This is a genomic window from Bradyrhizobium ferriligni (assembly GCF_056837965.1).
In genome coordinates, this window is sequence record NZ_JBXEJO010000077.1 from 1 (window position 1) to 26,301 (window position 26,301).

The window sequence follows — 26,301 nt, forward strand, 5'->3', positions numbered from 1 at the left end:
GGGTTGGGGAGAGGGGTGGCCGCGGGCGCTGACGCGCGAATTTTGCAACGGACGAATTATTGCGCCCCGGCGCGGAGACGGGTTGGCCAACCGACACGGACCAACGTTTCATCCGGGTCAGATATCGCAAATTCGTACATCCCCCACGGCTTGTCTTCGGGTGCTTGCTGAAATTCGCGCGCTGCGGCATCAACGCTCTCGAGGTAGAGATAAAGCCCAAACGGGTTTCTGCCCGGCGTGAGCCACCCCTCGACCGCGTCCGTCAGATGTAGATATCCGCCCTTCCCGTTCGACAGCATGCGATAGGTGTCGGGCTCTCCAGGAGCAGGCCTTTCGCTGTCCGGGCGCGCAAAGCCCAACCGATTATAGAACCGCTCCGACGCATCAAGGTCATTACACGGCAGGATCGCGATCAAAGCTCCGGAAGGGCTCATTCGTGCACTCCAGCGTCATGCAACAATTTTCGTCCGCTCTTCTCAGTGTCTGAAAATTTGTCGCCTTTAAGGTGGGAAAATGAAAACGGCGGGCTCAGGCCCGCCGTTCTCGTTTCGATGGATACCGATAGAATTAGTTATCCAGGAAGCTCCGCAGCTTCCGCGACCGCGACGGGTGCTTCAGCTTGCGCAGCGCCTTGGCTTCGATCTGGCGGATGCGTTCGCGGGTGACCGAGAACTGCTGGCCGACTTCTTCCAGCGTGTGGTCGGTATTCATGCCGATGCCGAAGCGCATACGCAGCACGCGCTCCTCGCGCGGGGTGAGCGAAGCCAAAACGCGCGTCGTGGTCTCGCGCAGGTTGGACTGGATCGCAGCATCAATCGGCAGGATCGCATTCTTGTCCTCGATGAAATCGCCGAGATGCGAATCCTCTTCATCGCCGACAGGCGTTTCGAGCGACAGCGGCTCCTTGGCGATCTTAAGGACCTTGCGGACCTTCTCGAGGGGCATGCCGAGCTTCTCGGCGAGCTCTTCCGGGGTCGGCTCGCGGCCGATCTCGTTCAGCATCTGGCGCGAGGTGCGGACGATCTTGTTGATCGTCTCGATCATGTGCACGGGGATGCGGATGGTGCGGGCCTGGTCGGCGATCGAGCGGGTGATCGCCTGCCGGATCCACCAGGTGGCGTAGGTCGAGAACTTGTAGCCGCGGCGATATTCGAACTTATCGACCGCCTTCATCAGGCCGATATTGCCTTCCTGGATCAGGTCGAGGAATTGCAGGCCGCGGTTGGTGTACTTCTTGGCGATCGAGATCACGAGCCGGAGGTTGGCTTCCACCATCTCCTTCTTGGCCTGACGGGCCTCGCGCTCGCCCTTCTGCACGCCGTGCACGATCTTGCGGAATTCGCCGATCTCGAGCCCGGTGAGCGCCGCCAGCGACTGGATCTCGTGGCGCAGGTCCTTGATGCGGTCCTTCTCGTGATGGACGAAGTTCTTCCAGCCCTTGGCCGACAGCTTGGAGACGCGGTTGAGCCAGCGGGGGTCGAGCTCGGAGCCCTGGTAGTTGCGCAGGAAGTCCTCGCGCGCGACGCCGTGGCTGTCGCCGAGGCGCAGCAGGCGGCCCTCGAACGAGACCAGCTTCTTGTTGATGTCGTAGAGCTGCTCGACCAGCGAATCGATGCGGGCCTGGTTGAGGCGCAGCGACTTCACCTCGACGATGATCTCGTCCTTCAGCTTCTTGTACTTGCGCTCCTGCGAGGGCGACAGCGACTCGCTCTGCAGCTGGTTGGCGATGTCCTGCTCCTGCAGGCGGCGCAGCTTCTTGTACTCGGATGCGATCTTGTCGAAGGTCTCGACCACCTTCGGCTTCAGCTCGGCCTCGATGGCGGCGAGCGACATCTGGTTCTCGAACTCGTCGTCGTCCATGTCGCCTTCGGCGGCGGCCTCGGCGGGATCCTTCTCCTCGGTGGCGGCTTCGCCGCCGGCGGGGGCGGCGCGGAACGGGGTCGGCGACGGCGGCGCGGCCGGCGGCGCGACATGGGCCGGCGCGCCGCCTTGCGCATCGCCGCCATTGCCTTCGGCGGCGGCGCCCTCGGCGCCGTTGTTGCCGATCAGGTTCGGATTGATGCCGCCCTTGGACTCGGGGCCGGCATAGGTGGCTTCGAGATCGATGATGTCGCGAAGGAAGATCTTTCCTTCGTTGAGCTCGTCGCGCCAGATGATGATGGCCTGGAAGGTCAGCGGGCTTTCGCAGAGGCCCGCGATCATCGCCTCGCGGCCGGCCTCGATGCGCTTGGCAATCGCGATTTCGCCCTCGCGCGACAGCAGCTCGACGGTGCCCATCTCGCGCAGATACATGCGCACGGGATCGTCGGTGCGCTCGCCGGGCTCCGACTTCTTGACCTCGGTGACGGCCTTCTGCGTGACCTCGACGAGCTCGTTGTCGGTCTCGTCGTCGCCGTCGTCCTTCTCGTCCTCGCCTTCGCTGTCGTCGGCCTCGGTGACGTTGATGCCCATGTCAGAGAGCATCGACATGATGTCTTCGATCTGTTCGGGCGACGTCGTATCGGAGGGCAGCACTTCGTTGAGCTGATCGAAGGTCACGAAGCCGCGCTTCTTGGCCTGCTTGATCATCTTCTTCACCGCGGCATCCGACAGGTCGAGCAACGGCGACGGCGCGTCAGCGGCATCCTTCTCAGGAGCATCCGCTGCCTTGTCGTCCTTTTCCTTGTCCTTAACCTGCAGCGTCTTTGCCTTGGTGGCCATTCACTAAGCTCCCGAAACGCGGTCATGCAAAATGGCGCCACGCACGCGCATCCGCACGAAATCTAGATTTACTCTCTCGACGCACAAAGGGCGGCGCAATATCTCGCCACCCCTGTCATCCGTCTCGACGGTTTCCAATCTGCAATAGCCCGTCGCGTCTTCCGTAAAAGTGGACACCGGTTTTACGATCGGAAGACGCGCCAGACCTAGATCTAACGCATTTTCTGACGGCGAACCGGGAACCACTTCGCCTGAAAATGCTACGGTAGCTATTAAGTTTCGCTTAACCCTGTTTTTGCAGCCAAACCATGGATTTGGCGAGTCTTTTTGCGGGTGCGGCCAGCGCCGTCCGCAGCATTTTTGTTATCAGACATTACGCTGGAACCGGCCCGATAATTCGCCGAACCCTTCAATCAGGGCTTCGGTCCCGTCGGCTTCTGCCATCCGGGCCTGGATATCCTGCAACCATGCCAGATTGGCCTCGCTGGAGTCTTCAGCCAAGGCCGCTTCCGCATCTTTTCTTTCCCTAAGTAAGGCGTGGGTTTTCTGATGCAAGGCAACGAGTTGACGCCAGGTTGATAAAACATCCTCGCGCGCCGCGCCGATCTGCGCACCCCACACCGCCTGGGTTGTGATCGCCCGCTCAACCCTTTGAAGAATCGGGGATAATCCGCTTGCTTCGAGGTCGGCCCGCATCTTCTCGGCCTGCTCCTCGGCGTCCGGGGAGTGGTGATGGTCGTGGGCAAAGGCGGCGATGATGGCGGCCCTGAGCTTGTGGGCCTCGGGATGGGCGAGCTCCAGCGCCGCCACCTCCTCGAGATGGTCGTGTAGCAGCCAGGGGTGGTTGATCAGGGATTGCAGGATCAGGGCCTCGCGGCGGGAGATCGCGCTGCGCTGGCCGCGCATGATCGGGCTGTTGGCCAATTGGGGGCTGGCGGCCTGATAGGGACCCCGTGAAATCCCGGGGGTGGCGCCGGCCCTGGCGCCGAACCGGCCGCCTTGCAGGCCTCCTTGTCGGCCGTTTTGGGCAGGTCCCCGGGGGGCAAACTGGCGGGGTGATTCGCCGCCGCGGCCGCCGCCGAAATTGCCCCGTCCGTAGCCGCCGCGGCCATAACCGCCGCGTCCGCCCTCGGGCGCAAAATTGCGCTGCAGCCGCTCCTGCAGGTCCTGCCGGTAATAGCGGCGCACCACCTCGTCGCGGATGCCATTGGTGAGCTCGCCGATCCGCGCCTCCAGCGCGGCGCGGCGCTCGGGCGTATCGAAATTGCCGCCCTCGATCTCGCGCGACCAGATCATGTCGGCGAGCGGCCGCGCGGCCGAGATCACGTCCTCGATCGCGCCGCGGCCGCCGGAGCGGGCGAGATCGTCGGGGTCCTGCCCTTCCGGCAGCAGCGCAATCCGCAGGCTCTTGCCGGGCTTGAGCTGCGGCAAGGCGATGTCGGCCGCACGGTACGCCGCCTTCTGGCCGGCGCGGTCGCCGTCGAAGCAGAGGATCGGCTCGTCGACCATTTTCCAGAGCAGGCCGAGCTGGTTCTCGGTCAGCGCGGTGCCGAGCGGCGCGACGGCGCCGGGAAAACCCGACGTGACCATGGCGATGACGTCGACATAGCCCTCGACGACGATCAGCTGCGCGCCGTCATGCGCGGCCTGCCGCGCGGTGAACAGATTGTAGAGATTGTCGCCCTTGTGAAACAGCGTGGTTTCCGGCGAGTTCAGGTACTTTGCCGGAACGTCCTTCTCCAGCGCACGCCCGCCGAACGCGATGACGCGGCCGCGGGCATCCGTGATCGGAAACATCACGCGGTCGCGGAAGCGATCATACGGCACCGGGATATCTTCGCCGCCGATCAGAAGTCCCGCCTCCACCATGTCGTCAGTGGAGATGCCCTGCCCGCCGAGGTGCTCCTTCAGCGCGAAGCGATCCGGCGGCGCATAGCCCATCCGGAACTGAAGCTGGGTCGCCGGCGAGATGGCGCGGTCGGCGAGGTAGCCGCGCGCCTTGGCGCCGCCCCGCGAGGCCAGCGTGTCGGCGAAGAATTTGGTCGCCAGTTCCATCACGTCGTGCAGGGTGCGGCGGTGCTGCTCGTGCCGCGCCGCATCGGGCGTCACGGCCGGCAGCGGAACTCCCGCCATCGCGGCGAGGCGTTCCACCGCCTCGGGGAACGTCACGCCCTCCGTCTTCATCAGGAAGTCGAAGATGTTGCCGTTCAGCCCGGACGAGAAGTCGAACCAGGCCTGCTTCTGATCATTGACGAAGAAGGACGGCGTCTTCTCCTGCTGGAACGGCGACAGCCCCTTCCACTCCCGCCCGGCCTTCTTGAGCTTGACGCGCCTGCCCACGACTTCCGAGACCGGAAGCCGGGCGCGCAGCTCATCGAGGAATTCGGGCGTGAAACGCATCAGTCAGGATTTTGGGCTCGGGCGGCGAATCGCGGACAACCGGTTAGCCATATAGCGGCACGACCCGCCATGCCGAACAATGTGGGGCTTTTCCGGGCTATTCACAGGTCTGGCCTGTCACGGCTCCGTCGAGCGGGCTACCCCCAAATCCACGGTGGAGAGCCTGTGTGGCGAGCTTGCCCCCTCCCCGCTTCCGGGATTGGATAGGCCATGTTCACGACATTCAGAGGCGGACAGAGCGGCGGCTGGCAGGTCACCTCCATCACGCGGGTGAAGGGCGAGACGCTGCCGAAGGTCGCGGCGCTGTCAATCGTTGCGAGCGAGTCGATCGCGCTGCCGCTGCTGCCGTCGCAGAACGCATGGCGGCTCGCCGGCGTCACCAGCCATCTGCGCTACACCGAGAAGGAGGAGCGGGAGAAGCTCTTAGCCGTGCAGGCCGGGCTCGGCCGCAGCGAGGCAACCCAAGCGGCGCTGATCCCGATCAGGAAATCCGCGGCGTGGTGGGAGCTCACCCAGGAGGAGCGCCGCCAGATCTTCGAGGACAAGTCGCACCACATCGCAGGCACCCTCAAATTCCTCCCCGCAATCGCCCGCCAGCTGTTTCATTCGCGCGACCTCGGCATGCCCTTCGACTTCCTGACCTGGTTCGAGTTCGCGCCCGACCATGTCACCCTGTTCGACGAACTGGTCGGCATGCTGCGCGCGACCGAGGAATGGAATTTTGTCGAGCGCGAGGTCGATATCCGCGTGATGCGGGAGAACTGAAGCAGCTAATGCTCCAGGAATTTTCCTGACGCGATTCGCGGCAGCTCCGCGACCGGCCAGTTGTAGAGATAGGTCCACGCCTCACGCGCGCTGCCGTCGGCGAGCGTGACCTCGAGCATCTCGCGGACATATTCGGTCGGCGGCGGAAAGCCTTCGCCGCAGGCCTCGTACATGTCGAATTCACGCAGCATGGCCTCGCGCTCACGCAGGCGGAACAGTTCGCCATGCACGATGTCGGCCGGATCGTCCGACACCACCAGGCCCGGATAATGCTTCACCAGATAGAGCCGGCCGCGGCACTGCGCCGGCCCGAGGAATTCGGCATTGCCCGCGAGCAGCTTCGCCATCGGATGGTCGAAGCCGCGCATCAGCGTGCCGTAGACGAAGAGAAGGTCGGAGGTCATGGCCCTCTATGTCATTGCGAGCGAAGCGAAGCAATCCATGCCGCCGCAAACATGGATTGCTTCGTCGCTTCCGCGCAAAATTGCTCTGCAATCTTGTCGCGAGCTCCTCGCAATGACGGGGACCAGCTCAAGCCGCTGCCACCTCATCGGTCACGACGACGAACTTCGTCAGCGTCATGCGGCCGAAGCTCGTGGTGAGGGCGACGTCGGCGGCGTCGCGGCCGGTCGCCATCAGGATGCGGCCGATCCGCGGCGTGTTGTGGCGGGCATCGAAGGTGTACCACTGGCCCGACAGATAGACCTCGAACCAGCCGGAGAAATCCATCGGCGCGGGGTCCGGCGGCACGCCGATGTCGCCGAGATAGCCGGTGCAGTAGCGCGCCGGAATGCCCATGCAGCGGCAGAAGGTGAGCGCCAGATGCGCGAAGTCGCGGCAGACGCCGGCGCGGCTTTCATAGACGTCGTGCGCCGACTTCATGTGATGGGCGTGCTGGTAGCCGAACGTCACGTGGTTGTGCACGAAATCGGTGATCGCCTGCACCCGCGCCCAGCCCTGCTGTGTGTTGCCGAACAGCGACCAGGCAATGTCGGTCAGCTTGTCGGTCTCGCAATAGCGGCTCGGCATCAGATAGAGCAGCATATCGTCGGGCAATTGCTCGATCGGCAGCTGCTGCGCAGCCGGATTGACGATGTCTGGCAGTCCGGAATCCCGCACCACCGCGCTGCCGCGGAAGGTGACGTCACCGCCTGGGGCGACCAGGCGCCCACACACATTGCCAAAGCCGTCGCGATAGAGGCCGATCGGCACGTCCGGTTCGGTCGAAAGATGCTCGGTGCCGACGATGTCGGCGTAGCGCGACGGATGGATCGACAGCATGATCACCATCGGGGTCGGCTGCGCCGCCGTGTAGGTGATCTCGAAGCCGACCTTGATCTGCATCGTCAGGCCGTCTCCTGCTCCGCATTCTCGCCGACCGAGACCACCTTGATGTCGACATCCATGCCGAGAAAGGCATCCGCCGCGCCGAGATAGACGCCGTGCAGCGGGATCGCCTGGCGCGGATCGCGGGCCACCGCGACGCGGATCAGATCGCGCGTGCCGACGATGCCGTTGGTCGGATCGAACTCGATCCAGCCCGCGCTCGGCAGATAGACCTGCACCCAGGCATGGGTCGAGCCGCCGCCGACATAGCCGTGCGCGCTGCCGGGCGGCATGGCGAGATAGCCGGAGACGAAGCGCGCGGCGATGCCGAGCCGGCGCAGCGCCTCGATCATGAACAGCGCATAGTCGCGGCAGGTGCCGGACTGCGTGCGCAGCGTATCGAGCGGATGCTGGGTGCCCTGCTCATGGCGCTTGCGATAGCTGAACGCCTTGCGGATGCCGTGCGTCATGCCGCTGAGGATCTTGAAAGTCGGCGTCGGCGCCTCGACATCGAGGAAGCGCCGCGCCCAGGCCGACAGCTCGCCGTTCGGGTCGCCATATTGCGGCGTGATGAACTGCTGCAGATCGGGGAATTCCTCATCGTCGTAGAGGAACGGATAGAAATAGGCGGGATCGTCCGGCGTCAGCGCAAACGTATCTGCCGGATTGTGCTCCACCGTCGCGGTCGAGACAAAGGACAGCGTGTCGGCGCGCTCGTCGAAGGCGGCGATCGCCATGCTGTTGCCGAACACGTCGTGGATCCAGCGCAGCGACATCGGCTGTGGATCGATCACAAGTGCGCTGTCGAGCACGCGCAGATCGTGGCCGTCACGGGGCCGCAGCATGATGCGGTGTTCGCCGAACGCCACCGGGCGCGCGTAGCGATAAACGGTCTTGTGATGAATAGTCAGCAGCGGCATCTTCAAACAATCATCGTGATTTCGGACCGCATAATCTATAGAGAAAGCTGCCCGATTCCAGATCAGCATGCCGCCTGAATAGGCAAAGTTGAGGAAAAAAGCCCTTGAATTACGGAGGCGGTCCATCGTTCCTGCTCGCGAGCACCGACGCTTCACCGGTTCTTGAACACAATGCCGGCGGCCGCTCACCGTTCCTGTTCACCTGCGACCACTACGGCAGGCTGATCCCCTCTCCGCTCGGCGACCTCGGCCTGCCCGAAGATGAGCTGGTGCGGCACATCGCCTGGGATATCGGCATCGCCGGCGTCGCAACCCGGCTCTCGGAGCGGCTCGAGGCGCATTTGATCGCGCAGCGCTATTCGCGGCTCGTGATCGACTGCAACCGTCCGCCGCATGTCGCAAGCTCGATCCCGCTGATCAGCGAGGCCACCACGGTGCCGGGCAATGAAGGCCTGTCGCGCGAGGCCGCCGAGATGCGCCGCGCGCAGATCTTCGATCCCTATCACAAACGCATCGACGAGATCATCGACGCGCGTGCGCGTCAGGGCCTGCCGACGGTGCTGGTGTCGCTGCACAGCTTCACGCCGATCTACGCCGGCATCGCACGCCCCTGGCACATCGGCACGCTCTATCACCGCGACACGGTGCTGCCGCCGCTGCTGCTGAAGCGTCTGCGCGCCGAGGGCGATCTCGTGGTCGGCGACAACGAGCCCTATGCGGTCAGCGACGAGACCGACTACACGATCCCGGTGCATGGCGAGACGCGCGGCCTGATGAATTCGGGCATCGAGATCCGCCAGGACCTGATCTCCGACCAGGCCGGCGAGACCGCATGGGCCGAACGGCTGGCGCGCATCCTCGGCGAGATCGAGGCGACGCTGCGCACGGAAGCGCTGATCTAGCGACTAACGGTCAGCCAGGGCGTGGCCTCTAGCCCGGAGCCAGCTCGACGTGCTTTAATTGGCTGGGTTGAACTTCCGAGTTAGGGTAGTCCGTGGCGCCCGAGCGAGTGGAAAGGCGACTGGCAGCAGTGCTGGCGGCAGATGTCGCCGGCTACAGTCGCCTGATGGGAACGGACGAGGAAGGCACGCTCGCGCGGCTCAAGGCGGCCAGAAAGGATCTCATTGATCCAACGATCGCCGCTCATCGCGGCCGCATCGTCAAGACAACCGGCGACGGTATGCTTGTCGAGTTCGGCAGCGCCGTCGATGCCGTGCGCAGCTCTGTAGAGGTTCAGAGCAGGATGGCGGAGCTTAATGCATCCGCGCCGCAGCAGCAGCGGATCGAATTTCGCATCGGCATTCACGTCGGCGACATCATCATCGACAACGACGACATTTTCGGCGACGGCGTCAACATCGCCGCGCGGCTGGAGAACATCGCGGACCCGGGCGGCATATGCCTGTCTGACGACGCCTACCGGCAGATCCGGAGCAAGGTCGATGCAGCCTTCGAAGACATGGGCCAACAGAATCTGAAGAACATCGCTGAACCGATCCGCGCCTGGCGAATGAAGATTGGCGCCAGAACTTCGCCTGAGCGCCATCCAACTCCCGCCGAATCGCATCACATGCGCCCGTTTTCGGGAAAGCCCTCCATCGCGGTGCTGCCGTTTCAGAACATGAGCGGCGACAGCGAGCAGGAGTATTTCGCGGACGGGATCGCGGAAGACGTCCTTACGACCCTGTCAAAGATTCAGGAATTGATGGTGATAGCTCGCAATTCGAGCTTCGCGTTCAAGCGGCAGAACCGGGACATTCGCGAAATCGGGCAGATCCTGGGTGCTCGCTATCTGCTGGAGGGGAGCGTTCGAAAGATCGGCAATCGCATCAGGTTGACGGCGCAGTTGATTGATGGTCGAGACGGCGGCCATCTCTGGGCGGATCGCTTTGACGGAGACCTGGACGACGTGTTCGATCTCCAGGACCGAATTACGCAAGAGATCGTCGAAGCGCTCGAAGTCCAGTTGACGGTCGGTGAACGCGCAAGGGTGTGGAGAAAACGCTCGGGAAGTCCGCTGGCTTATGAGTATGTCTTAAAGGGACGCGCCCTGTACGTTAATTTCGCAAGGCAAACCCATGCACAGGCCCGGAAGCTTTTTGAACAAGCGCTGGAGATCAATCCCTCGTTTATGCCGGCGCTCTACTTGTTGGGTCTTACCCTGACAGACCAGGCGCGCTTCGGTTGGATCAAGGATGAAAATGAAGCGTATCAAGCCGCTCTGGGCTGCGCTGATCGGGCTCTCGCCGCCGACCCTAGCTTCGGGGAAGCATACCTGGTGATCGGCTATGTTCGCACCTATCAACGCCGTCATGATGAGGCTGTGGCAGCAGGAGAAACGGCGATCAGTCTCGCTCCCAGCAGCTCCGACGCACATCACATGGCGGGCATGTACCACGGCTATGCCGGCAACTTCCGAAAAGCCGTCCTCTACGAGGAACACGCCCAACGGCTCAGTCCGATTGAGCGCAACGAATCCATGGTCGACGAAGCGCGCGCAAGATTTCATCTCGAAGATTTCGTGGCGGCGCACGATATAGCCTCCCGCGTACTGAGGCAGCGGCCGCTCTGGCTGACCGCGCAGTCGACACTCATAGCGGCGCTCTGGAATCTCGGCCGGCAAGATGACGCGCGCATGATCTCAACCGACTTGCTGGCGGGCCACCCCAATTTCAGCCTTGCCCGCTGGGCCAGGCTGCTGCCGTATCGTCGACAAGGCGACCTGGACGCATTGGTCAACCCGCTACGCATGGCGGGGCTCCCGGAATGAAAACCCGTCATCTTACAATGCCGGCGCGATGCCGTACGCCAGACACTTGCGTGGCCGCGACTGCTTGTTCGATTGCCCGTTGGATTTCTTGCGCATCTCCGCGGATGAGACACTGCAGGGATCGGCATATTCCGATTGGACCAGCTTTGCTGATTGCACGACCGGTTCGAGGCGCGATCAGGTCAACCCAATCAATTCGGCTGGCGCCGCCAGATGAACAGCAGATAGAGCAGCACAGGCAGGCCGAGCCCGGCCCACGAGACCGCATCCCACCAGCCGTCGCCGACCAGCGCGCTGATCAATCCGACCGTGCTCACGATCGCGATGACGAGCGGGGCGCCGAAGATCTGGGTCAATGAACGATGCGAGACCATGCTGACGTCACGACGATAATGCGGGGTTGTCGATGGAGGCGGCGTTGGCGATCGCGCGTTCCTGGCTCACACCGGCCTTGCGGCGGCGCATCCACAGATACACGCCGGTCACGAGGATGAAGATGGTCAGGATGTCGAGCAGCGCCCAGACGATCTTGAGCGGCATGCCGCCATAGTCGCCGAAATGCAGCGGCTGCGAGACGAACAGGGTCGTCACATACCAGGGCATGTCCCTTGTGTCGGTCAGCTTGCCGGTTTCCGCGTCGATCAGCGCCGGCTTCAGCAGCCGCGAGGTCAGCGGCGTATCGCCGTGCAGGAACACCGCATAGTGACTCTTGCTGCTGAACAGGGTTCCCGGGAAGGCGACAAAGCTCGGCGTCATGCCGGGCACCGCATGGGTGGCCACTTCGACCGCCGCATTCAGCGAGGTCAGCTTCGACGGCACCGGCCGGTCCTTGTACTGCGCGGTCATTTCGGCGAGCTGGCCGAACTGCCACATCTTGAGCACGAGGTCGGCCCAGGTGTTGATCACCCCGGTGAAGCCGACGACCAGCGTCCAGGCGACGAGCAGGATGCCCGCGAGATTATGAACGTCGAGCCAGCGCACGACGCGGGTCCGCCGCGCGCGGTAGGCGCCGAAGCGCAGCTTCCGCATCGACGGCGCATAGACGACGATCCCGGAGATGATCGCGACGCAGAACAGGATCCCCATCAGTCCGAGGAACAGCTTGCCGGGCAGCCCCGCGAACATGTCGGTGTGCAGCTTCAGCATGATGTAGGTGAAGCGGCCGGTCACATCGGGCGCATCGAGATAGGCGCCGGTATGGGTGTCCATCCGGATCAAGAGGTTGTTGGTCGGATCGGCATCGATGGTCGGGCCGACGCTGACGAACATCGCGCTCGGATCGTCGCGATCCCAGATCAGGAAGTGAGGCACCTTTCCGGGCGCCTGCGCCAGCGCGTTGCCGAGCAGACGATCCAGATTGGCCGGCGGCGTGCCCGACGGCACGTCGGCCGGCTTGACCTGGCTGTGCAGGAGATCATCGATCTGCTCGTGGAAGATCAGCGGCAGGCCGGTGATGCAGAGCAGCAGCATGAACAACGTGCAGATGAGGCTCGTCCATTTATGGACAGCGCCCCATCGCCGCAGGGATCTGGTCGTCGCAGTCAATGTCGTTACCTAAAGCGCGATGAGATCCGGTTGGATCGCCATCGAGCTTTAGCCTCTTGTTGGAAGCATGATCTTTTCCGAAAACCCGCTTTGCACTTTTCGGGATCATGCTTTTGTTGAAGCATGATCTGTTCGGAAAACCGCTTCGCACTTTTCCGGATCATGCTTTTGTTGAAGCCTGATCCTTTCCGAAAACCGCTTCGCACCTTTCGGGATCATGCTTTAGTTCCAGGTGTACTTCATCGTGCCCAGCACCGTGCGGCCATTGCCGAGGCCGCAATAGGGAAGCCCGGTCAGGCAGGATGCAACGTAGAAGTGGTCGGTCAGATTGGTCACGTTGACCTGTGCCTTCCATCCCTTCAGGTCCGGCCGCAGATAGGCGAAGTCGTAGCTGACCGACGCATCGAGCAAGGCATAGGAGGGAATGACAAAGGTATTGAAGTTGTCGCCGTAGGTCTCGCCGACATAGCGCACACCGAGACCGAGCCCAAGGCCCGCGAGTGCGCCGTCATACCAGGTATACTTGCCCCAGACCGCGCCCTGGTCCTGCGCCGTGTTCATCATGTACTTGCCGGCATAGCCGGCGATGCTCGTCGTCACCCGCGGATCGAGGTGGGTGTATCCCGCCGTGATCTCGAGCTCGCGCGTCAGATTGCCCTTCAGCTCGAGCTCGAGGCCGCGGACGCGCACGGCATCGGTCTGCACGTTGAAGAGCGGATTGATGGGATCGGCGGTCAGCACGTCCTGCTGACGGATATCGAACGCCGCCGCCGTCACCATGAAGTTCGAGCCGTTCGGCTTGAACTTGACACCGACCTCGGCGCCCTCGCCTGTCGTCGGCCTGAACGACCGGCCGGCGCTGTCGGCGCCGAGGTTCGGCGTGAACGAGGTCCCGTAGCTGACATAGGGCGCCAGGCCGATATCGAACAGGTAGCCCAGGCCGATGCGCCCGGTTTGCGCCGAGTCCTCGCGCGAATAATGGCCGGCCGGCGGATAGAACGCCATGCTGGTGAAGCCGGAGCTGACCCAGTCCTGGCGGCCGCTCATGGTCAACGTCCAGCGATCGAGCTTGATCTGATCCTGCAGATAGGCGCCGAGCTGCGACTGCCTGTCGTCGCGCAGAATGAACGGCGCCAGCGAGCTGGCTGACGGAACGGCGGTGCCGTAGACCGGACTATAGGCATCGATCGGCGCGATCGGCGTCGTGCGATAGTCCGTGTTCGCCCATAGATCGAAGTAGTCGACGCCGGCCAGCACCTTGTGGACCAGCGGGCCGGTCGCGAAATCCGCCTGCAGCTGATTGTCGAGCGCGACATTGGCGGCATTGGCCTTGACGTAGTTGTAAGTGCGCGCGACCAGACGATCCGTCACCATGCCCTCGGTCCGCACCGAGGCGAGGTCGTTGCTGACCTGGGTGTAGCGGAGGTTTTGCCGGAACTGGAAGATGTTGTCGAAGCGATGCTCGAACGCATAGCCGACCGCGAACTGCTCGAGATGATAGCCGTCCAGCCCGGGCTCGCCGAGGTAACGACTGTAGGGAATATGTCCGTTGGGGTTGGGCAGGAAGGACACCTGTCCCGGGACGTATTGCTGGTAACCCTTGTTGTCGACCTTCTGGTACTGCGAGAGCACGGTGAAGCTGGTGTCGTAGGTCGGGCGCCAGGTGAAGCTCGGCGCGATGAACAGCTTGTTGTCCTGAACGAAGTCGGTCTGGCTGTTGCTGTCGCGGCCAAGGCCGACGATGCGGTAAAGGAACCGGCCGTCCTTGTCGGCGGGACCGCCGATATCGAAGGCGCCCTGGAAGCGGTCGAACGAGCCGAACGACCCCTCGATCTCGTAATGCGGCGTCTCGGTGGGCCGCTTGCTGACCAGGTTCAACAGGCCGCCCGGATCGGATTGTCCATAGAGGCCGGATGACGGCCCCTTCAGGACTTCGATGCGCTCGAGACCGTAGGTCTCGATGCGCGGGACCGCGAAGGTCGTGGTGTCGGTCGGCAGCCGCAGCCCGTCGAGATAACGCGGCGCGGTGAAGCCCCGCAGCTTGAACTCGTCGAAGAACGCGTTGGCGCCAAAACTCTCGATCGTCACGCCGGGCGTGTAGCGCAGCGCTTCGGTGATGTTCTGTGCACCCTGTGCCTGGATCTGATCCTGGGTGACGATCGAGATCGACTGCGGCGTCGTGAGCACCGGGGTGTCGGTCTTGGTTGCGGTGACGCTCTGGCTGGCGAGATAGCCGGTGACCGGCCCGTTGCCGCGCTCGCCGCCGCCACCCGCCCCCGGTGATGGAACGTTCTGCGCTTGCGCGGGCGCCCGGTTCGCGATCGATCGCGGCGTCGTGCGCGCAGGACGCGCCGCGCGTCGCGCCGGCTGCGTTCGCCGCGCCTGCTGCTGTTGTTTCGGCGCCTCGACCGTCACCGGCGGCAGCGCCGACTGCGCAACGCTTTCACGCGGCATCACCACACTCAGCACGAACAAACCGCTGCCGGCCATGTACCCGGCCGCCAACGCAGTGCGACGAAACATCCGACCCCCGTCAACTCACATCGCCTTCATCCTCGCCGTCACTAACACGATGAAAGACGTACGCAGCTGATCGGTGATTAGAACACGTCCAGTGTCGGGCTTATCGCCGATGGTGTTGCGAGCTCGCAACGTGAACGCAGCGAAACTGCGTCAATGCGCCTCAGATTTCTCGAGCGCTTCTAAGGATGATTCTAAACTGCGTTTCGCTCCGCGATACTTCGAGTCAGTTCCGCGCACAGCGATCGAACGACGCCGTGCGCGGAAGCGATGATCGCAGTTGCGGTGCTCTCGCCGAGCTCAGCGTCAGACTTCGGTGACGTGCTCCGGATCGGCGGATGCGAGCGCCGCGGCACGTTCGGCGCGCGGCGGATAGATCCAGACGGTGTTGATCTCCCGCTTGGTCTTCTTGGCGACGTCGCCGACCATCTCGACCTTGCGCTCCCAGCCGCGGGTGAACAGCGCACCGGCCTCGCCGAGGTCGAGGCAGGTGACATAAGCCTTCTGGTGATACGGCTTGGTCGGGACACCGAGCAGCTCGGCCGCGGCGTTGTTGCCGGCAAACGCGCCCATCCGCGTCGCGTGCTGGCACGACATCAGCGCGTAATTGCCGACATCGTCGCAAGCGGCGCGCGCCGCATCGCCGGTGGCGAACACACCCGCCACCGACGGCACGCGCAGATCGCGGTCGACCAGCAGCCGGCCGAAATTGTCGCGTTCCGCCGGGATCTGCATGGTCAGCGGCGCGGCGCGAATGCCCGCCGCCCAGACCACGGTCCCAGCCTCGATGTGCTCGCCGCTGGACAGCGTGACGCCGGACTTGCTGACCTCGGCGACGCCGGCGCCGAAGCGGCCCTCGACGCCGAGCTTGCGCATCGCGTCCTCGATGATCGGACGCGGGCCCTCGCCCATGTCGGGCGCGATCGCGGCATTGCGATCGACGATGACGACGCGCGGCCTGGCGTCCTCGCCGAGGATCTCGCGCAGCCGCGCCGGCATCTCGGTCGCGGCCTCGATGCCGGTGAAGCCGCCGCCGGCGACGACGACGGTGTCCCGGGCCGCTGATGCCGGCTGCCTGGCGAGGCCATGCAGATGGCGGTCGAGCGCGATCGCGTCCGCAAGGTTGTCGACGCTGAAGCCGTGTTCGGCGAGGCCCGGTACGTTCGGACGGAACAGCCGGCTGCCGGTCGCCACCACAAGGCGATCGTAAGGCAGCGTCTTGCGCGCGTCCTTGGCGGTGACGATCTGCACGGTGCGGGCCTTGGTATCGACGGCTTCGGCGCTGCCCTGCACATAGACGACGTCGATCGCGTTGAAGACGTCGAGCAGCGGCGCAGTCAGCGTCTCCGGCTTCGGCTCGTAGAGCCGCGGGCGCACCACAAGGGTCGGCTCCGGCGCGACCAGCGCGATCTCGAGCTCCTCGGGCGAGACGCCCTTGATGTCGCGCAGGCGGGCTGCGGAGAGCGCGGCGTACATGCCGGCAAAGCCGGCGCCAATGATGACAATTCGCATGGGTATCTCCTCTGGGTTGACAGTCTCTGATGTCCGCGCGTTGCCGCCGCGTGCGGCGAAGCCTGTCGCGATCGGCGACGCGAAGAGGTGAGAAGGCGCGCGCCTATTGCCGGGCGGCGCAGGTCGACAGGAACGGCGTGCGCGCCCCAGGCATGCACGCTGCGCGGCAGCCTCTCGCGCCCGACAGCGATCCATGCTGAAGGCCGATCGGCAGCGCGGCCCCCGGGAGCCAGTCCCGGTACAGCGCCTGGGCGGCGTCGCTGATCATCACCGACGTCATGGTATCGGCGCCCTGAACGGCCTGCGCCGGCGCATCGGCATCCTCGCCGGTTGCCGACGTGAAGCGGACGGTGAGCGTAAGTCCGTACATCAGTGCAGTCGCGAGAACCCGGCGTCGCCGCGTGACTGCAAGGGAGCTACCGAAATCCTTCCAGGCCATCGCTTGTCTCCGTTGTTGGCATGGGCGCCACGGTGATCTAGCGAATTGGCCGCATGAGTGCCCCAGAGCGATTGCCCGACCTGAAGAGCGATTGCGGCTAGTGTCCCGAATCCGAAGTTCGCATCATTTGCCGCACCTTCGGAGCGAACTTCGGATTCGATAAGGACGCTAGCAAACTTATGATTCTAGTGTGCTTTATGAATGCGAAGTTCGTGAAAGTGGCTGCCGCGAAATCGCACGAACTTCGCATTCAGCACACTAGAGCATTTTCGGTTCTGCGCTCGAAAACGCCCTACCGCAGGCGGCGCCGCCAATCGCTCGGGGTTTCGCCGGTCAGCTTCCTGAACGCGGCCGCGAACGCGGTTTGCGAACTGTAGCCGAGCGCCGCCGCGATCGAGACCACGGATGCCTCGGTGTCCCGCAGCATGTTCATGGCCTGCTCGAGCCGGTGCTGGCGCAGCCAGGCATGCGGCGAGAGCCCGGTGCTTTCCTTGAAGGCGCGGCAGAAGTGAAAGCGCGACAGGCCGGCCTCCGCCGCCAGCGCCCCGAGCGAGACGTCCGCATCGCTGTCCGAGCGCAGCCGCTCGATGGCGCGGCGCAGCGCTGTCGGCGCAAGACCACCCACGGTCGCCTGCACGGTGGCAGGCACGCCGGCATGCGCCGACAGCAGGCGCGTGGCCAAGAGATCCGTCAGTTGCTGCCGGAATAGCGCATCCAGCGCGGCGCTGCCCTCAAGCGCATCAGCGGCGCTCAGCAGCAACCGCGATGTAATCGGATCGGGGTGCCCGGTGCGCTCCAGCAGATCGCCGGGAGCCGCGGTGTCGGCTTCGCCGGCCACGCGCGTCAGCGTCGCATGCGGAAGATAGAGCTGAACGACATGCACCGACTGGTGAATATCCCAGCGCGAACTCGAGCCGGCCGGAATGATCGTCACGACCCCGGACCGCGCCGTTCCGATCGAAGCTACCCTGCCGGTGCGGCGCTCCAGCCGCTGCGAGCCGGCGGGATAGCTCATGACGACATGGTCGACCATCGGCCTGACCACGTCGTGCAGGGCGTCATGCTTCCAATAGGCGATCGCGCCGCTCGACGGGTCGGCCGCCATGCGAAGCGGCTGCGTCTTGAGCACGCGGGCCATCTCCTGGCCAGCCGGGCAGCGCGGGCCGGTCGGTGCCTCGGCCGGCCGCGCTTCGGATGCGGCGGACGAATCCCGCAAAGGATCGTGCAGGATCGGCTTACTCATCACCCGTGCTCGCGTTTGAAGGCTCATGCGCTCCCTCCTTGCGGGCCGGTCTGTGGGACCGGTGAGGCGCGGAACTGCCCGCCGGACCTAAGCGCCGTACAGTTCAGCTGTCTTTCCTGAAACGGCTATGCTTTGCTCAATTCTGCGCCAAGCGCAGCGCTGCGACATTTCTGCGTCGGGTACGGCCGATCGAACCAAGGCAATTGAAATCGCTCTGGAATCGCTTGGCCGCGATCGGCCGGCAGGTCGTTCATGATTGCGTGAGCAAACTGGACTGCGCAGCAGCAATCCCGGATAATGAGTGACGGCTTCGCAGGATGGCTGACAGGTCCCTGCCCGGTTGCACATCAATGATGGACTCAACGCAGATGACACAGGCGGGCGCCTACGGGCAGCGGCTCGGGCAATTCCTACGCCTGAAGGACACGCCGCCGGCGCTGATTACGCGCACGCTGCGCAGCGCCGAACTCGCGGTCACCGAAACCCGGGACGACAACCCGGTGCCCGGGCTGTCCGGATCGCTCACCGCCGAGGATGCCTTTCTGGTCAGCCTGAAGCTGCACGATTATCCGGACTGCGAATTGTGGGAGGGCGGCAAGTGCCTCATGAAGCGGGATATCCCGGCGGGCGCGACCTATCTCTACGATCTCAAACGCGATCCGCGCTACGTGATCGACAAGCCGTTCCACTCGCTGTTCTTCTATCTGCCGCGCTCGGCGCTCACTGATTTCGCCGAACAAACCGGCTCGCCGCGCATCGGCGAACTGGCCTGCGAAATCGGCGCCGGTCACGACGACGGCGTCATTCGTCATGTCGGGGCGCTGCTGCGCGAGGGATTGCGCCGGCCGGACGAGACCAACCAGCTGTTCATCGATCACACGATGCTGGCGCTGACCGCGCACGTCACCCGGACCTATGGCGGAATACAACACCCGACCGGACCGACCCGCGGCGGCCTCGCCGCCTGGCAGATCAACCGCGCCTGCGAAAAGCTCGAGTCTGACCTCAGCGGGAAGATTTCGCTGAAGCAGATCGCGGCCGAGCTCGATCTGTCGGTCGGCCATTTTTCGCGCGCCTTCCGCATCTCCACCGGCCTGCCGCCGCACCAATGGCTGCTTCAGCAGCGCCTGAAGGTGGCCAAGCAGCTGATGGCGGCGCGCGACCTGTCGCTGTCCGAGATCGCGATTTCGGCCGGCTTCGCCAATCAAAGCCACTTCACGCGGGTGTTTTCCGCCGTGGTCGGCGTCAGCCCAGCGGCGTGGCGGCGCGAGATGCATCGCCCTGCGAAAAGCGAGAGCTGAACAGGGCCGCGTTCAACCGGCCGCCACGGCTCGCACGGCATGCTTGGCATGCCATTTGGGGCCCGGTCCGCGCATGTAGTGCAGCTCGGGCCGGTAGGGATCGCGAATTCGCGCAATCAGATTCTGCAAGCCCGTCGCGATCGCGTTCAAGCCGTCGCGCAGAAGGAGCAATGATACGTGCGATGACAGCATGGCGCCCTCAGTGCGGTTTGCCGAGGACGGATGCGAAGGACAGGATCACGATCTCCTCGCCGGACTCGTCGCTGACATGCACGACCCAGTCGCGCCAGTCTTCCAGGCTGACCGTTGCGAGCAGCGATCGCATCATGCACGTCGCCGCCTCGCAGGCCTCCGAGAGGCTGGTCACCGAGGTGCCGCGGCGATCCATCAACACCCCGTGCGTGGTCGAGCAATGGAAAAAGACCTGGGTCATGTCGGTATCCTCGCAAGATCCGGACGAGAAGGCTCGCCTTTGGAGCTCCACGTTTCTTCGACGCGACCATTCGCAAGGCGGTTCACACCGGCGCGGGCTGCGCGGCGGCCTCGCGGAATGGTGATCAAGCTCCCGCATCGCCTCCTCACCAAATCGCGATTTGACAGTTCTTCTATATTTGTCAAAATCGTCAAATGGGACCGAAAACCCGCATTCTCGATGCCACCATGCTGGTGTTCCGCCGGCACGGCTTTCGCCGCTCCTCGATCGAGCAGGTCGCCGAGGCGGCCGGCCTGACGCGGCAGGCGCTCTATCACCATTTCGAATCCAAGGAAGCGCTGTTCCGCGCCGTGATCGAGCGCGTGCATGAATCCGCGATCGCGGCCGAGGAGACCGCCGTTGCCGCGGCGGAGACGGCGGGCGGCGATCTCGGCGACATCCTTGCCGCGGGCATGACCGCGCGGATGTCGACCATGATCGCCTCGCTGGACGGCTCGCCGCATCTCGAGGAATTGTATTCCGAGCACCTCGTGCACGCGCGCGACCTCTACCAGACCTACGCCGCGCGCTATGCGGAACGCATGGTCGCGACGATCTCGCGGATCGTGCACAAGCAGCAGCTCGTGCTGCCGCAGGACCTCTCGCCGACCGAATTCGCGCGGCTGGTCGAAATGGCGATGTACGCAGCGAAGTCGCAGTATCCGGCGATGCAGCCGTCGGAGGCGTTCCTGAAGGACATGGCGATCATGGTGCGGACGCTCTGCGCCGGCGCGCTACCGAAACTCATGCCGAAATCGCAGAAACCGCCCGTCAAGAAGGCGGCGATCCCCAAAAGGCCGACACGCAGGACAAGCGGAGGACATCCATGACCACGACGACCGTCAATGGCCGCGTCGAATCCCTGCCCGATGATCCCGATGCGCTCTTGATCGACATCGTGCGCGACCAGCTCAAGCTCACCGGCACCAAGCTCGTCTGCGGCGCCGGCGTCTGCGGCGCCTGCACCGTGCTGGTCGACGGCGCGCCGGTCGCAAGCTGCCTGATGCCGGCGCACGCCGCCGCCGGCAAATCGGTGACGACGGTGGAAGCCATCGGCGCGTCCGGGCTGCATCCGGTGCAGAAGGCGTTCATGGCGCATGACGCCTTGCAATGCGGCTTCTGCACGCCCGGCTTCATCGTGGAAGCGACCGCGTTCTGCGACCGCTGGCGCGCCACCAGAGGAACGGCGGTGCCGTCGCGCGAGGAGATCGGCGCGGCGCTGTCGGGCCATCTCTGCCGCTGCGGCGCCTATGACGGGATTTTCCGTGCGGTGGCGGATGCCTGCGCCGGCCGCTTCGACGGCGATCATGTCACGGCACCCCGCATCGAGGCGCGCGACAAGGTGACGGGCGCGGCGAAATACACCGTCGATATCCATCATGACGGCCAGCTCGAAGGCCTGATCCTGCGCTCGCGCGAGGCGCATGCGCGCATCACCACGCTCGATCTCGCGCCGGCGCGCGCGCTTGCCGGCATTACCGCGGTGTCGCTGCTCGGCGACGACCGGATCGTGCGCTATGTCGGCGAGCCGATTGCGGCGGTCGCCGCAAAGGACCGTAAGAGCGCGCTTGCCGCGCTGGCCGCGATCAGGTTGATCAGCGAACGCCTGCCCGCCGTGGTCGGGCTCGACGCCGGACGCAAGGACGACGCACCCGTGGTGTTCGACAAGGCAAGCCGCAAGCGGGCCGGCAACGTCTCGGAGGCGGCCGGCGGGCCGGCGCCCTGGAAGCAGAACATCCGCGGGCCGACCGCTGTGTTCTCGACCCGCGCCAAAAAGGCCCGCAACTGGGTGGATGAGGCGCGGCAGGCGAACAACAAGCTGCTCGTCGAGACCACTTTCCGCACCGCCACGCAACAGCATGCGTGTCTCGAGCCCCACGCCGCGGTGGCGCGCTTCGACGGTGACCGGCTGACCCTGCACGCCTCAACCCAGCAGGTGTTTCACCTGAAGGAGCAGATCGCAAAGCGCTACAAGCTCGATCACGACAAGGTCCGCGTGATCGCCGAGCACGTCGGCGGCGGCTTCGGGTCGAAGGCGAGCCTGGGGACCGAGGCGATCGCCGCGATCGAGCTTGCCCGCGCGGCGAAAGCGCCGGTGCGGGTCGCCTATGATCGCCAGGAAGAACTCTCGGTCGCCGGCTATCGGCCGGCTGCGGAGTTGAAGGTCGCGCTGCTGCCTTCCGACCAGGGTGGCCTGAGGGCGCTCTCGGTCACCGCGCATGCCGATACCGGGGCCGCGACCAACTCGACCATCGCGGGCCTGGCGCGGCTGATCTACCCGGCCGAGGCGAAGGATCTTTCGGATTTCGACGTCATCAGCAATCTGCCGCCCGGCGCCGCCTTCCGCGGCCCCGGCGGTCCGCCGATGGCATTCGCCGTGGAGCAATCGATCGACGAGGCCGCGCTGCGGCTCAACGTCGATCCGATCGCCTTGCGCAAGCGCTGGGATCCCGATCCCAACCGGCAGCGGCTCTACGATTGGGCATCAGGGCTCGAGATCTGGCGCAACCGCAAACCGGCGCAGAACGGGCGCTATCGCCGCGGCATCGGGGTCGCGACGGGCTACTGGCTCTATCTGTGGCAGCCCAAGGTGAAGGTCGAGGTCGCGGTCAAGGGCGGCCGCATCGTCGCCAGCACCGCGACGCAGGACATCGGCACCGGCACCCGCAGCGTGCTTGCCGACGCGATCGCGCGCGAGTTCGATCTCGAACCCGGTGAGATCGAGGTGCGGATCGGCGATTCGTCGCTGCCCGAAGGCCCCGGCTCCGGCGGCAGCCGCGTCACCGCCTCGGTGATGCCGCCGACATTGCAGGCGGTTCGGAAGCTGAAGGCCGCGATGCTCGAACAGGCCACGCGAAAGCCGGCGCCCGGCTCGAACGCGCCCTGGCGCGAGCTGATCGCACGCTCGCCCGACATCGCTGTCGTGGAGACGCGCGGCGAGGACGGCAAGAACACCGCGCCCGGCATCCGCTCGCCGCTGCGCGAAGTCGGCCTGATGGGCATGGTGTTCGGCTGGATGATGCGCCGCTTCTCGAACATCGCGGTCGGCGCCGGCGTGCCGAGCTCGGTGCAGGTAATCGAGGTCGAGGTCGACACCTGGCTCGGCCATGTCCGCGTGCTCAACGTGCATACCGGCATCGCGGTCGGCAGGATCGCTTCCCCCGCGCTGGCGCGCAGCCAGGCTTGCGGCGCGGTGATCCAGGGCCTCGGCTACGCGCTCTACGAGGCGCGCGAGCTTGATCCGACGAGCGGCGACGTCCTGACCGCGGGGATGGAGGACTACCGCATCCCGGGGATCGCCGACACGCCGGAGATCGACGTCCATTTCGACGAAGCCGGCTTCGACCATGTGCTCGGCAACAGCGTCGGGATCGGCGAGGCGTCGACGGTGCCGACCTCGGCCGCCGTCGCCAACGCGATCCATAACGCGATCGGCGTCCGCCTCACCGAGATTCCGATCCGGCCCGATCGCATCGTCGCCGCGCTGAAAGGGAGGGATGCCGCATGAGTGTCGCGACTGCAGACGTCATATCCGCACCCGAATTTCGCGCCGCCGGCACCGACCTGTCGGAGCGCCGCCGCAGCGGCCTGTCGTGCGGCTCGATCATCGATCTCGCCGCCAGTCCCGACACGATCGGCATTGCGTGGAATGCGGACGGCTCGGCCCGCATCGGCGCCCTGACCACGATCGCTGCGATCGCATCCGATCCGCGGCTCGCCGAGGCTTACCCCGGCGTCGCCGCCGCCGCGCAGGGCCTCGCCACGCCGCAGATCCGGCACATGGCGACGCTCGGCGGCAACCTCGCGCAGCGCTCGCGCTGCTGGTATTTCCGCAATCCGCAGATCGCCTGTCTCAAGAAGGGCGGCGCCGACTGTCCGGCGCGATCCGGCAACCATCTCTATCACATCGCGTTCGATCTTGGCCCATGCGTGGCGCCGCATCCGTCGACGATGGCGATGGCGCTGCTCGCTTATGATGCGAAGATCGTCACCGACCGGCGCAGCGGCTTGTCGATCTCCGACCTGCTCGGCGACGGCAGCAATGCTGCGGCCGACAATCTGCTTGCACCGGGCGAACGCATCGAGCGGATCGAGCTTCCCGTCCCGCTGGCCGGTGAGCGCGCGCTGTACAAGCGCGCCATCAGCCGGACGCATGCGGAATGGCCGCTGGTCGAGATCTGCGCGCGGGCGGTGATATCAGGCGGCGCGTTCCAGCAGGTCCACATCACCGCCGGCGGCATCGCTCCGGTCCCGCTGCGGCTGACCGCGTCCGCGGCGGCGCTGCAGGGCAAGCAGATTAACGCGGCGACCATCGCGCAGGCTGCCGAACTGGCGATCTCGGGAGCCAGGCCGCTACCGATGACCGGATACAAGCTCGAGCTGCTGACGGGCCTGGTGCGCGACGTCGTCGAGCGGATCGTGGCGTAGGATCAAGCGCCCATTCGCGGCCTCGAGGCAACGTCGCGTCTGGAATGCATAGATCGAGGAATTCCTACGCCGGAATGCCGGCCTCACACAGCACGGCGACCATGCGGTCGCCCCATTCGACGCTCCTGGTCGGAAAATTCTGCCGCGCGTAGGAAGCGCGGAAATCGGGCCGTAGTTTGAGCAGGCGGCCGGCGATGACGCGCGCCTCGTCGAGGCGCCCCGAGCCGACTTCGTTCATGATCAACGCGCTGAGCGTGTGTGCGTCTTCGCCGATCACCAGCGCCTTGGCGGCCGCCGCGCGGCCCTGCTCACACTGACCGAGCATGAAATGCGCGAAACTGATTCCGTTCCACATCGACGCCCGCCCGGGCTCGATCGGGCTGAGCTGCAGCCTACGCTCAAAACTTTCGATCGCGCGTGCCGGCTGGACGCACATGAGCGAAATCCAGCCGCGATATCCCCACGCCGCAGCATCGTTCGAATTGAGCGAGATCGCCTCTTCGATCATCGTCTCAGCGCGATCGTAGTCATGGCCGAGATAAGCAAACATGTGAGCCGCACGCGCCAGCACGAACGGATCGTCGCTGGCCAGCGCGCAGGCGAGCTCGGCGATCCGCAGCGCCTCTGCCAACTCCTCCGTGCCGGGGGGCGTGCCGCGCGTGGTCTGCTTCAGCAGTGACGAATAGGCCAGCATGACCTGAGCGGCCGCATAGTTGGGATCAAGCGCGCAGGCCTTGTTGAACCACTCGCCCAGTTCGGCGTCGCCCCACTTGGAGCGGTCTGCATAGGCCGCAATGCCTCTCAGAAAGAGATCGTAGCTGTCGAGACGATCGGTCGGCTTGGTTCGGGTTCGTTCGATCTCGCTCTGCTGGATTTTTGGCGCTATCACGCTGACAACATTTGCGGTGACCTGGTCCTGCAGGTCGAACACGTCCTTCAGTTCGCCGTCGAACCTGTCTGCCCAGAGATGCGCACCGCTGCCGGCCTCGATCAGTTGCGCGGTGATCCGAACGCGGCCGCTCGACTTGCGCACCGAACCCTCCAGCACGTATCGCACACCGAGTTCGCGCCCGACCTGCTTGATGTCGACGGGCTTTCCCTTGTAGGTGAAGCTTGAATTGCGCGCGATCACGAACAACGATCTGAAACGCGATAGCGCCGTGATGATGTCCTCGACGACGCCATCGGCAAAGTATTCCTGCTCCGGATCGCCGCTCATATTCTGGAACGGCAGCACCGCGATGGAGGCCTTCTCGGCAAGCGCGGGCGGGGAGGCCGGAGGGGTGAAGGCGGGTTTCGCGACCGTGGCCGCTGCGCAGGCGTCACCAACGCGAAGCCTCCAAGCACGAATTGGCTCCGCAATATTCTTCAGAAGCTGCGGCCCCATGTCCTCGAAGGTCGCATCGACCTTGCCGCGAACTTGCCGTTGTGCGTCGTCGGAAATGCAAACGCCACCCGGTTCGGCAATCCCCTCCAGCCGCGCTGCGATGTTGACGCCGTCGCCAAAGATATCGTTGTCGTCAAAAATGATGTCGCCGATGTGGATTCCGATTCGGAATTCGAGCCGCTGCTCCGTTGTTACGGCAGCAATCTGATCGGCCATTCGACGCTGAACTTCGACCGCACTGCGCACCGCATCGACAGCGCTGGCGAATTCAACGAGTATTCCGTCGCCGGTCGTTTTGACAACGCGGCCGCGATGCGCAGCCAGCGTCGGATCGAGCAGCATCCGCCTGACCGACTTCAGCCTGGCCAAGGTGCCTTCCTCGTCGATTCCCATCAGCCGGCTGTAGCCGGCGACATCCGCCGCCAGAACCGCTGCCAGACGCCGATTCACGGTAGTCAAGGCCTGCTCCCAGACGATGGGTTAGCTTTCGTCGCGGATCAAAGCATGGCCGACGGCCTCCGGGCTAGAGCAAACGTCCGCGAAGTTTGCCGACGCCGGGAATCGTGGCCTTGT

At 64.7% G+C, this 26,301-nt stretch carries 22 protein-coding genes; 7 read left to right on the forward strand and 15 right to left on the reverse strand.

The annotated features are described in order from the left end of the window. Positions 1-56 precede the first annotated feature (56 nt). The 3 genes from AC1VNY_RS34305 to dnaG form a co-directional block, all read right to left on the reverse strand. Positions 57-434 (reverse strand): VOC family protein, encoded by a 378-nt coding sequence (locus tag AC1VNY_RS34305; RefSeq protein WP_028343417.1) that lies wholly within the window; start codon positions 432-434, stop codon positions 57-59. Between the two features lie 133 nt (positions 435-567). Further along, positions 568-2,700 carry an RNA polymerase sigma factor RpoD gene (gene rpoD / locus AC1VNY_RS34310; protein ID WP_482408505.1) on the reverse strand — a complete coding sequence of 711 codons (2,133 nt, stop codon included), beginning with the start codon at positions 2,698-2,700 and terminating at the stop codon, positions 568-570. A gap of 366 nt (positions 2,701-3,066) precedes the next feature. After that, positions 3,067-5,100 carry a DNA primase gene (gene dnaG, locus AC1VNY_RS34315; protein WP_482408506.1) on the reverse strand — a complete coding sequence of 678 codons (2,034 nt, stop codon included), beginning with the start codon at positions 5,098-5,100 and terminating at the stop codon, positions 3,067-3,069. A 210-nt stretch (positions 5,101-5,310) separates the two neighbouring features. On the opposite strand from dnaG, the gene AC1VNY_RS34320 reads away from it, so the two are divergent. Next, complete coding sequence (locus tag AC1VNY_RS34320; protein ID WP_482408507.1) at positions 5,311-5,865, forward strand: chlorite dismutase family protein; 555 nt, start codon at positions 5,311-5,313, stop codon at positions 5,863-5,865. A gap of 5 nt (positions 5,866-5,870) precedes the next feature. Here the strand turns inward: AC1VNY_RS34320 and AC1VNY_RS34325 are convergent, their stop codons facing one another. From AC1VNY_RS34325 to AC1VNY_RS34335, 3 genes are all read right to left on the reverse strand, one after another. After that, positions 5,871-6,269: a gamma-glutamylcyclotransferase family protein gene (locus AC1VNY_RS34325; protein ID WP_304500225.1), complete on the reverse strand. Its 399-nt coding sequence runs from the start codon at positions 6,267-6,269 to the stop codon at positions 5,871-5,873. Between the two features lie 127 nt (positions 6,270-6,396). After that, positions 6,397-7,209 carry a transglutaminase-like domain-containing protein gene (locus tag AC1VNY_RS34330; protein WP_482408508.1) on the reverse strand — a complete coding sequence of 271 codons (813 nt, stop codon included), beginning with the start codon at positions 7,207-7,209 and terminating at the stop codon, positions 6,397-6,399. Positions 7,210-7,211: 2 nt separating this feature from the next. Continuing rightward, a complete protein-coding gene (locus AC1VNY_RS34335) occupies positions 7,212-8,111 on the reverse strand; it encodes a transglutaminase family protein (RefSeq protein WP_482408509.1) in 900 nt (299 codons plus the stop codon). Positions 8,112-8,215: 104 nt separating this feature from the next. On the opposite strand from AC1VNY_RS34335, the gene AC1VNY_RS34340 reads away from it, so the two are divergent. Together AC1VNY_RS34340 and AC1VNY_RS34345 are read left to right on the forward strand one after the other, a co-directional pair. Next, complete coding sequence (locus AC1VNY_RS34340; RefSeq protein ID WP_482408510.1) at positions 8,216-9,013, forward strand: N-formylglutamate amidohydrolase; 798 nt, start codon at positions 8,216-8,218, stop codon at positions 9,011-9,013. A 107-nt stretch (positions 9,014-9,120) separates the two neighbouring features. After that, the gene (locus tag AC1VNY_RS34345) at positions 9,121-10,881 is read left to right on the forward strand and encodes an adenylate/guanylate cyclase domain-containing protein (protein WP_482408511.1); all 1,761 of its coding nucleotides are present in this window, start codon (positions 9,121-9,123) and stop codon (positions 10,879-10,881) included. A 191-nt stretch (positions 10,882-11,072) separates the two neighbouring features. Here the strand turns inward: AC1VNY_RS34345 and AC1VNY_RS34350 are convergent, their stop codons facing one another. From AC1VNY_RS34350 to AC1VNY_RS34375, 6 genes are all read right to left on the reverse strand, one after another. Continuing rightward, positions 11,073-11,255: a hypothetical protein gene (locus AC1VNY_RS34350; RefSeq protein ID WP_038386847.1), complete on the reverse strand. Its 183-nt coding sequence runs from the start codon at positions 11,253-11,255 to the stop codon at positions 11,073-11,075. Positions 11,256-11,262: 7 nt separating this feature from the next. Beyond that, positions 11,263-12,405, reverse strand: coding sequence for a PepSY-associated TM helix domain-containing protein (locus AC1VNY_RS34355; RefSeq protein WP_482408535.1), 1,143 nt, complete (start codon positions 12,403-12,405; stop codon positions 11,263-11,265). Between the two features lie 243 nt (positions 12,406-12,648). Beyond that, the gene (locus AC1VNY_RS34360) at positions 12,649-14,916 is read right to left on the reverse strand and encodes a TonB-dependent siderophore receptor (RefSeq protein WP_482408512.1); all 2,268 of its coding nucleotides are present in this window, start codon (positions 14,914-14,916) and stop codon (positions 12,649-12,651) included. A 336-nt stretch (positions 14,917-15,252) separates the two neighbouring features. Next, entirely contained in the window at positions 15,253-16,458 is a 1,206-nt protein-coding gene (locus AC1VNY_RS34365) for an NAD(P)/FAD-dependent oxidoreductase (RefSeq protein ID WP_482408513.1), read from the reverse strand. 103 nt (positions 16,459-16,561) lie between these two features. Then, positions 16,562-16,828 carry a hypothetical protein gene (locus tag AC1VNY_RS34370; protein ID WP_482408514.1) on the reverse strand — a complete coding sequence of 89 codons (267 nt, stop codon included), beginning with the start codon at positions 16,826-16,828 and terminating at the stop codon, positions 16,562-16,564. Between the two features lie 361 nt (positions 16,829-17,189). Further along, positions 17,190-18,140, reverse strand: coding sequence for a helix-turn-helix transcriptional regulator (locus AC1VNY_RS34375; RefSeq protein WP_482408515.1), 951 nt, complete (start codon positions 18,138-18,140; stop codon positions 17,190-17,192). 368 nt (positions 18,141-18,508) lie between these two features. On the opposite strand from AC1VNY_RS34375, the gene AC1VNY_RS34380 reads away from it, so the two are divergent. Continuing rightward, a complete protein-coding gene (locus AC1VNY_RS34380) occupies positions 18,509-19,441 on the forward strand; it encodes a helix-turn-helix domain-containing protein (protein WP_482408516.1) in 933 nt (310 codons plus the stop codon). Between the two features lie 12 nt (positions 19,442-19,453). Here the strand turns inward: AC1VNY_RS34380 and AC1VNY_RS34385 are convergent, their stop codons facing one another. Beyond that, complete coding sequence (locus AC1VNY_RS34385; RefSeq protein ID WP_482408517.1) at positions 19,454-19,633, reverse strand: hypothetical protein; 180 nt, start codon at positions 19,631-19,633, stop codon at positions 19,454-19,456. Positions 19,634-19,640: 7 nt separating this feature from the next. Beyond that, positions 19,641-19,874 carry a DUF6894 family protein gene (locus AC1VNY_RS34390; RefSeq protein ID WP_482408518.1) on the reverse strand — a complete coding sequence of 78 codons (234 nt, stop codon included), beginning with the start codon at positions 19,872-19,874 and terminating at the stop codon, positions 19,641-19,643. 194 nt (positions 19,875-20,068) lie between these two features. Between AC1VNY_RS34390 and AC1VNY_RS34395 the strand changes: the two genes are divergently transcribed. From AC1VNY_RS34395 to AC1VNY_RS34405, 3 genes are read left to right on the forward strand one after another with little or no spacing between them, the layout of a single operon-like run. Further along, positions 20,069-20,743, forward strand: coding sequence for a TetR/AcrR family transcriptional regulator (locus tag AC1VNY_RS34395; RefSeq protein WP_482408519.1), 675 nt, complete (start codon positions 20,069-20,071; stop codon positions 20,741-20,743). Continuing rightward, positions 20,740-23,421, forward strand: coding sequence for a molybdopterin-dependent oxidoreductase (locus tag AC1VNY_RS34400; protein ID WP_482408520.1), 2,682 nt, complete (start codon positions 20,740-20,742; stop codon positions 23,419-23,421). The genes AC1VNY_RS34395 and AC1VNY_RS34400 overlap by 4 nt, the downstream gene beginning before the upstream one ends. Then, complete coding sequence (locus tag AC1VNY_RS34405) at positions 23,418-24,341, forward strand: FAD binding domain-containing protein (RefSeq protein ID WP_482408521.1); 924 nt, start codon at positions 23,418-23,420, stop codon at positions 24,339-24,341. Before AC1VNY_RS34400 ends, AC1VNY_RS34405 begins: the two co-directional genes overlap by 4 nt. A gap of 64 nt (positions 24,342-24,405) precedes the next feature. On the opposite strand, the gene AC1VNY_RS34410 is transcribed toward AC1VNY_RS34405, so the two are convergent. After that, positions 24,406-26,178, reverse strand: coding sequence for an adenylate/guanylate cyclase domain-containing protein (locus tag AC1VNY_RS34410; protein ID WP_482408536.1), 1,773 nt, complete (start codon positions 26,176-26,178; stop codon positions 24,406-24,408). Positions 26,179-26,301 lie beyond the last annotated feature (123 nt).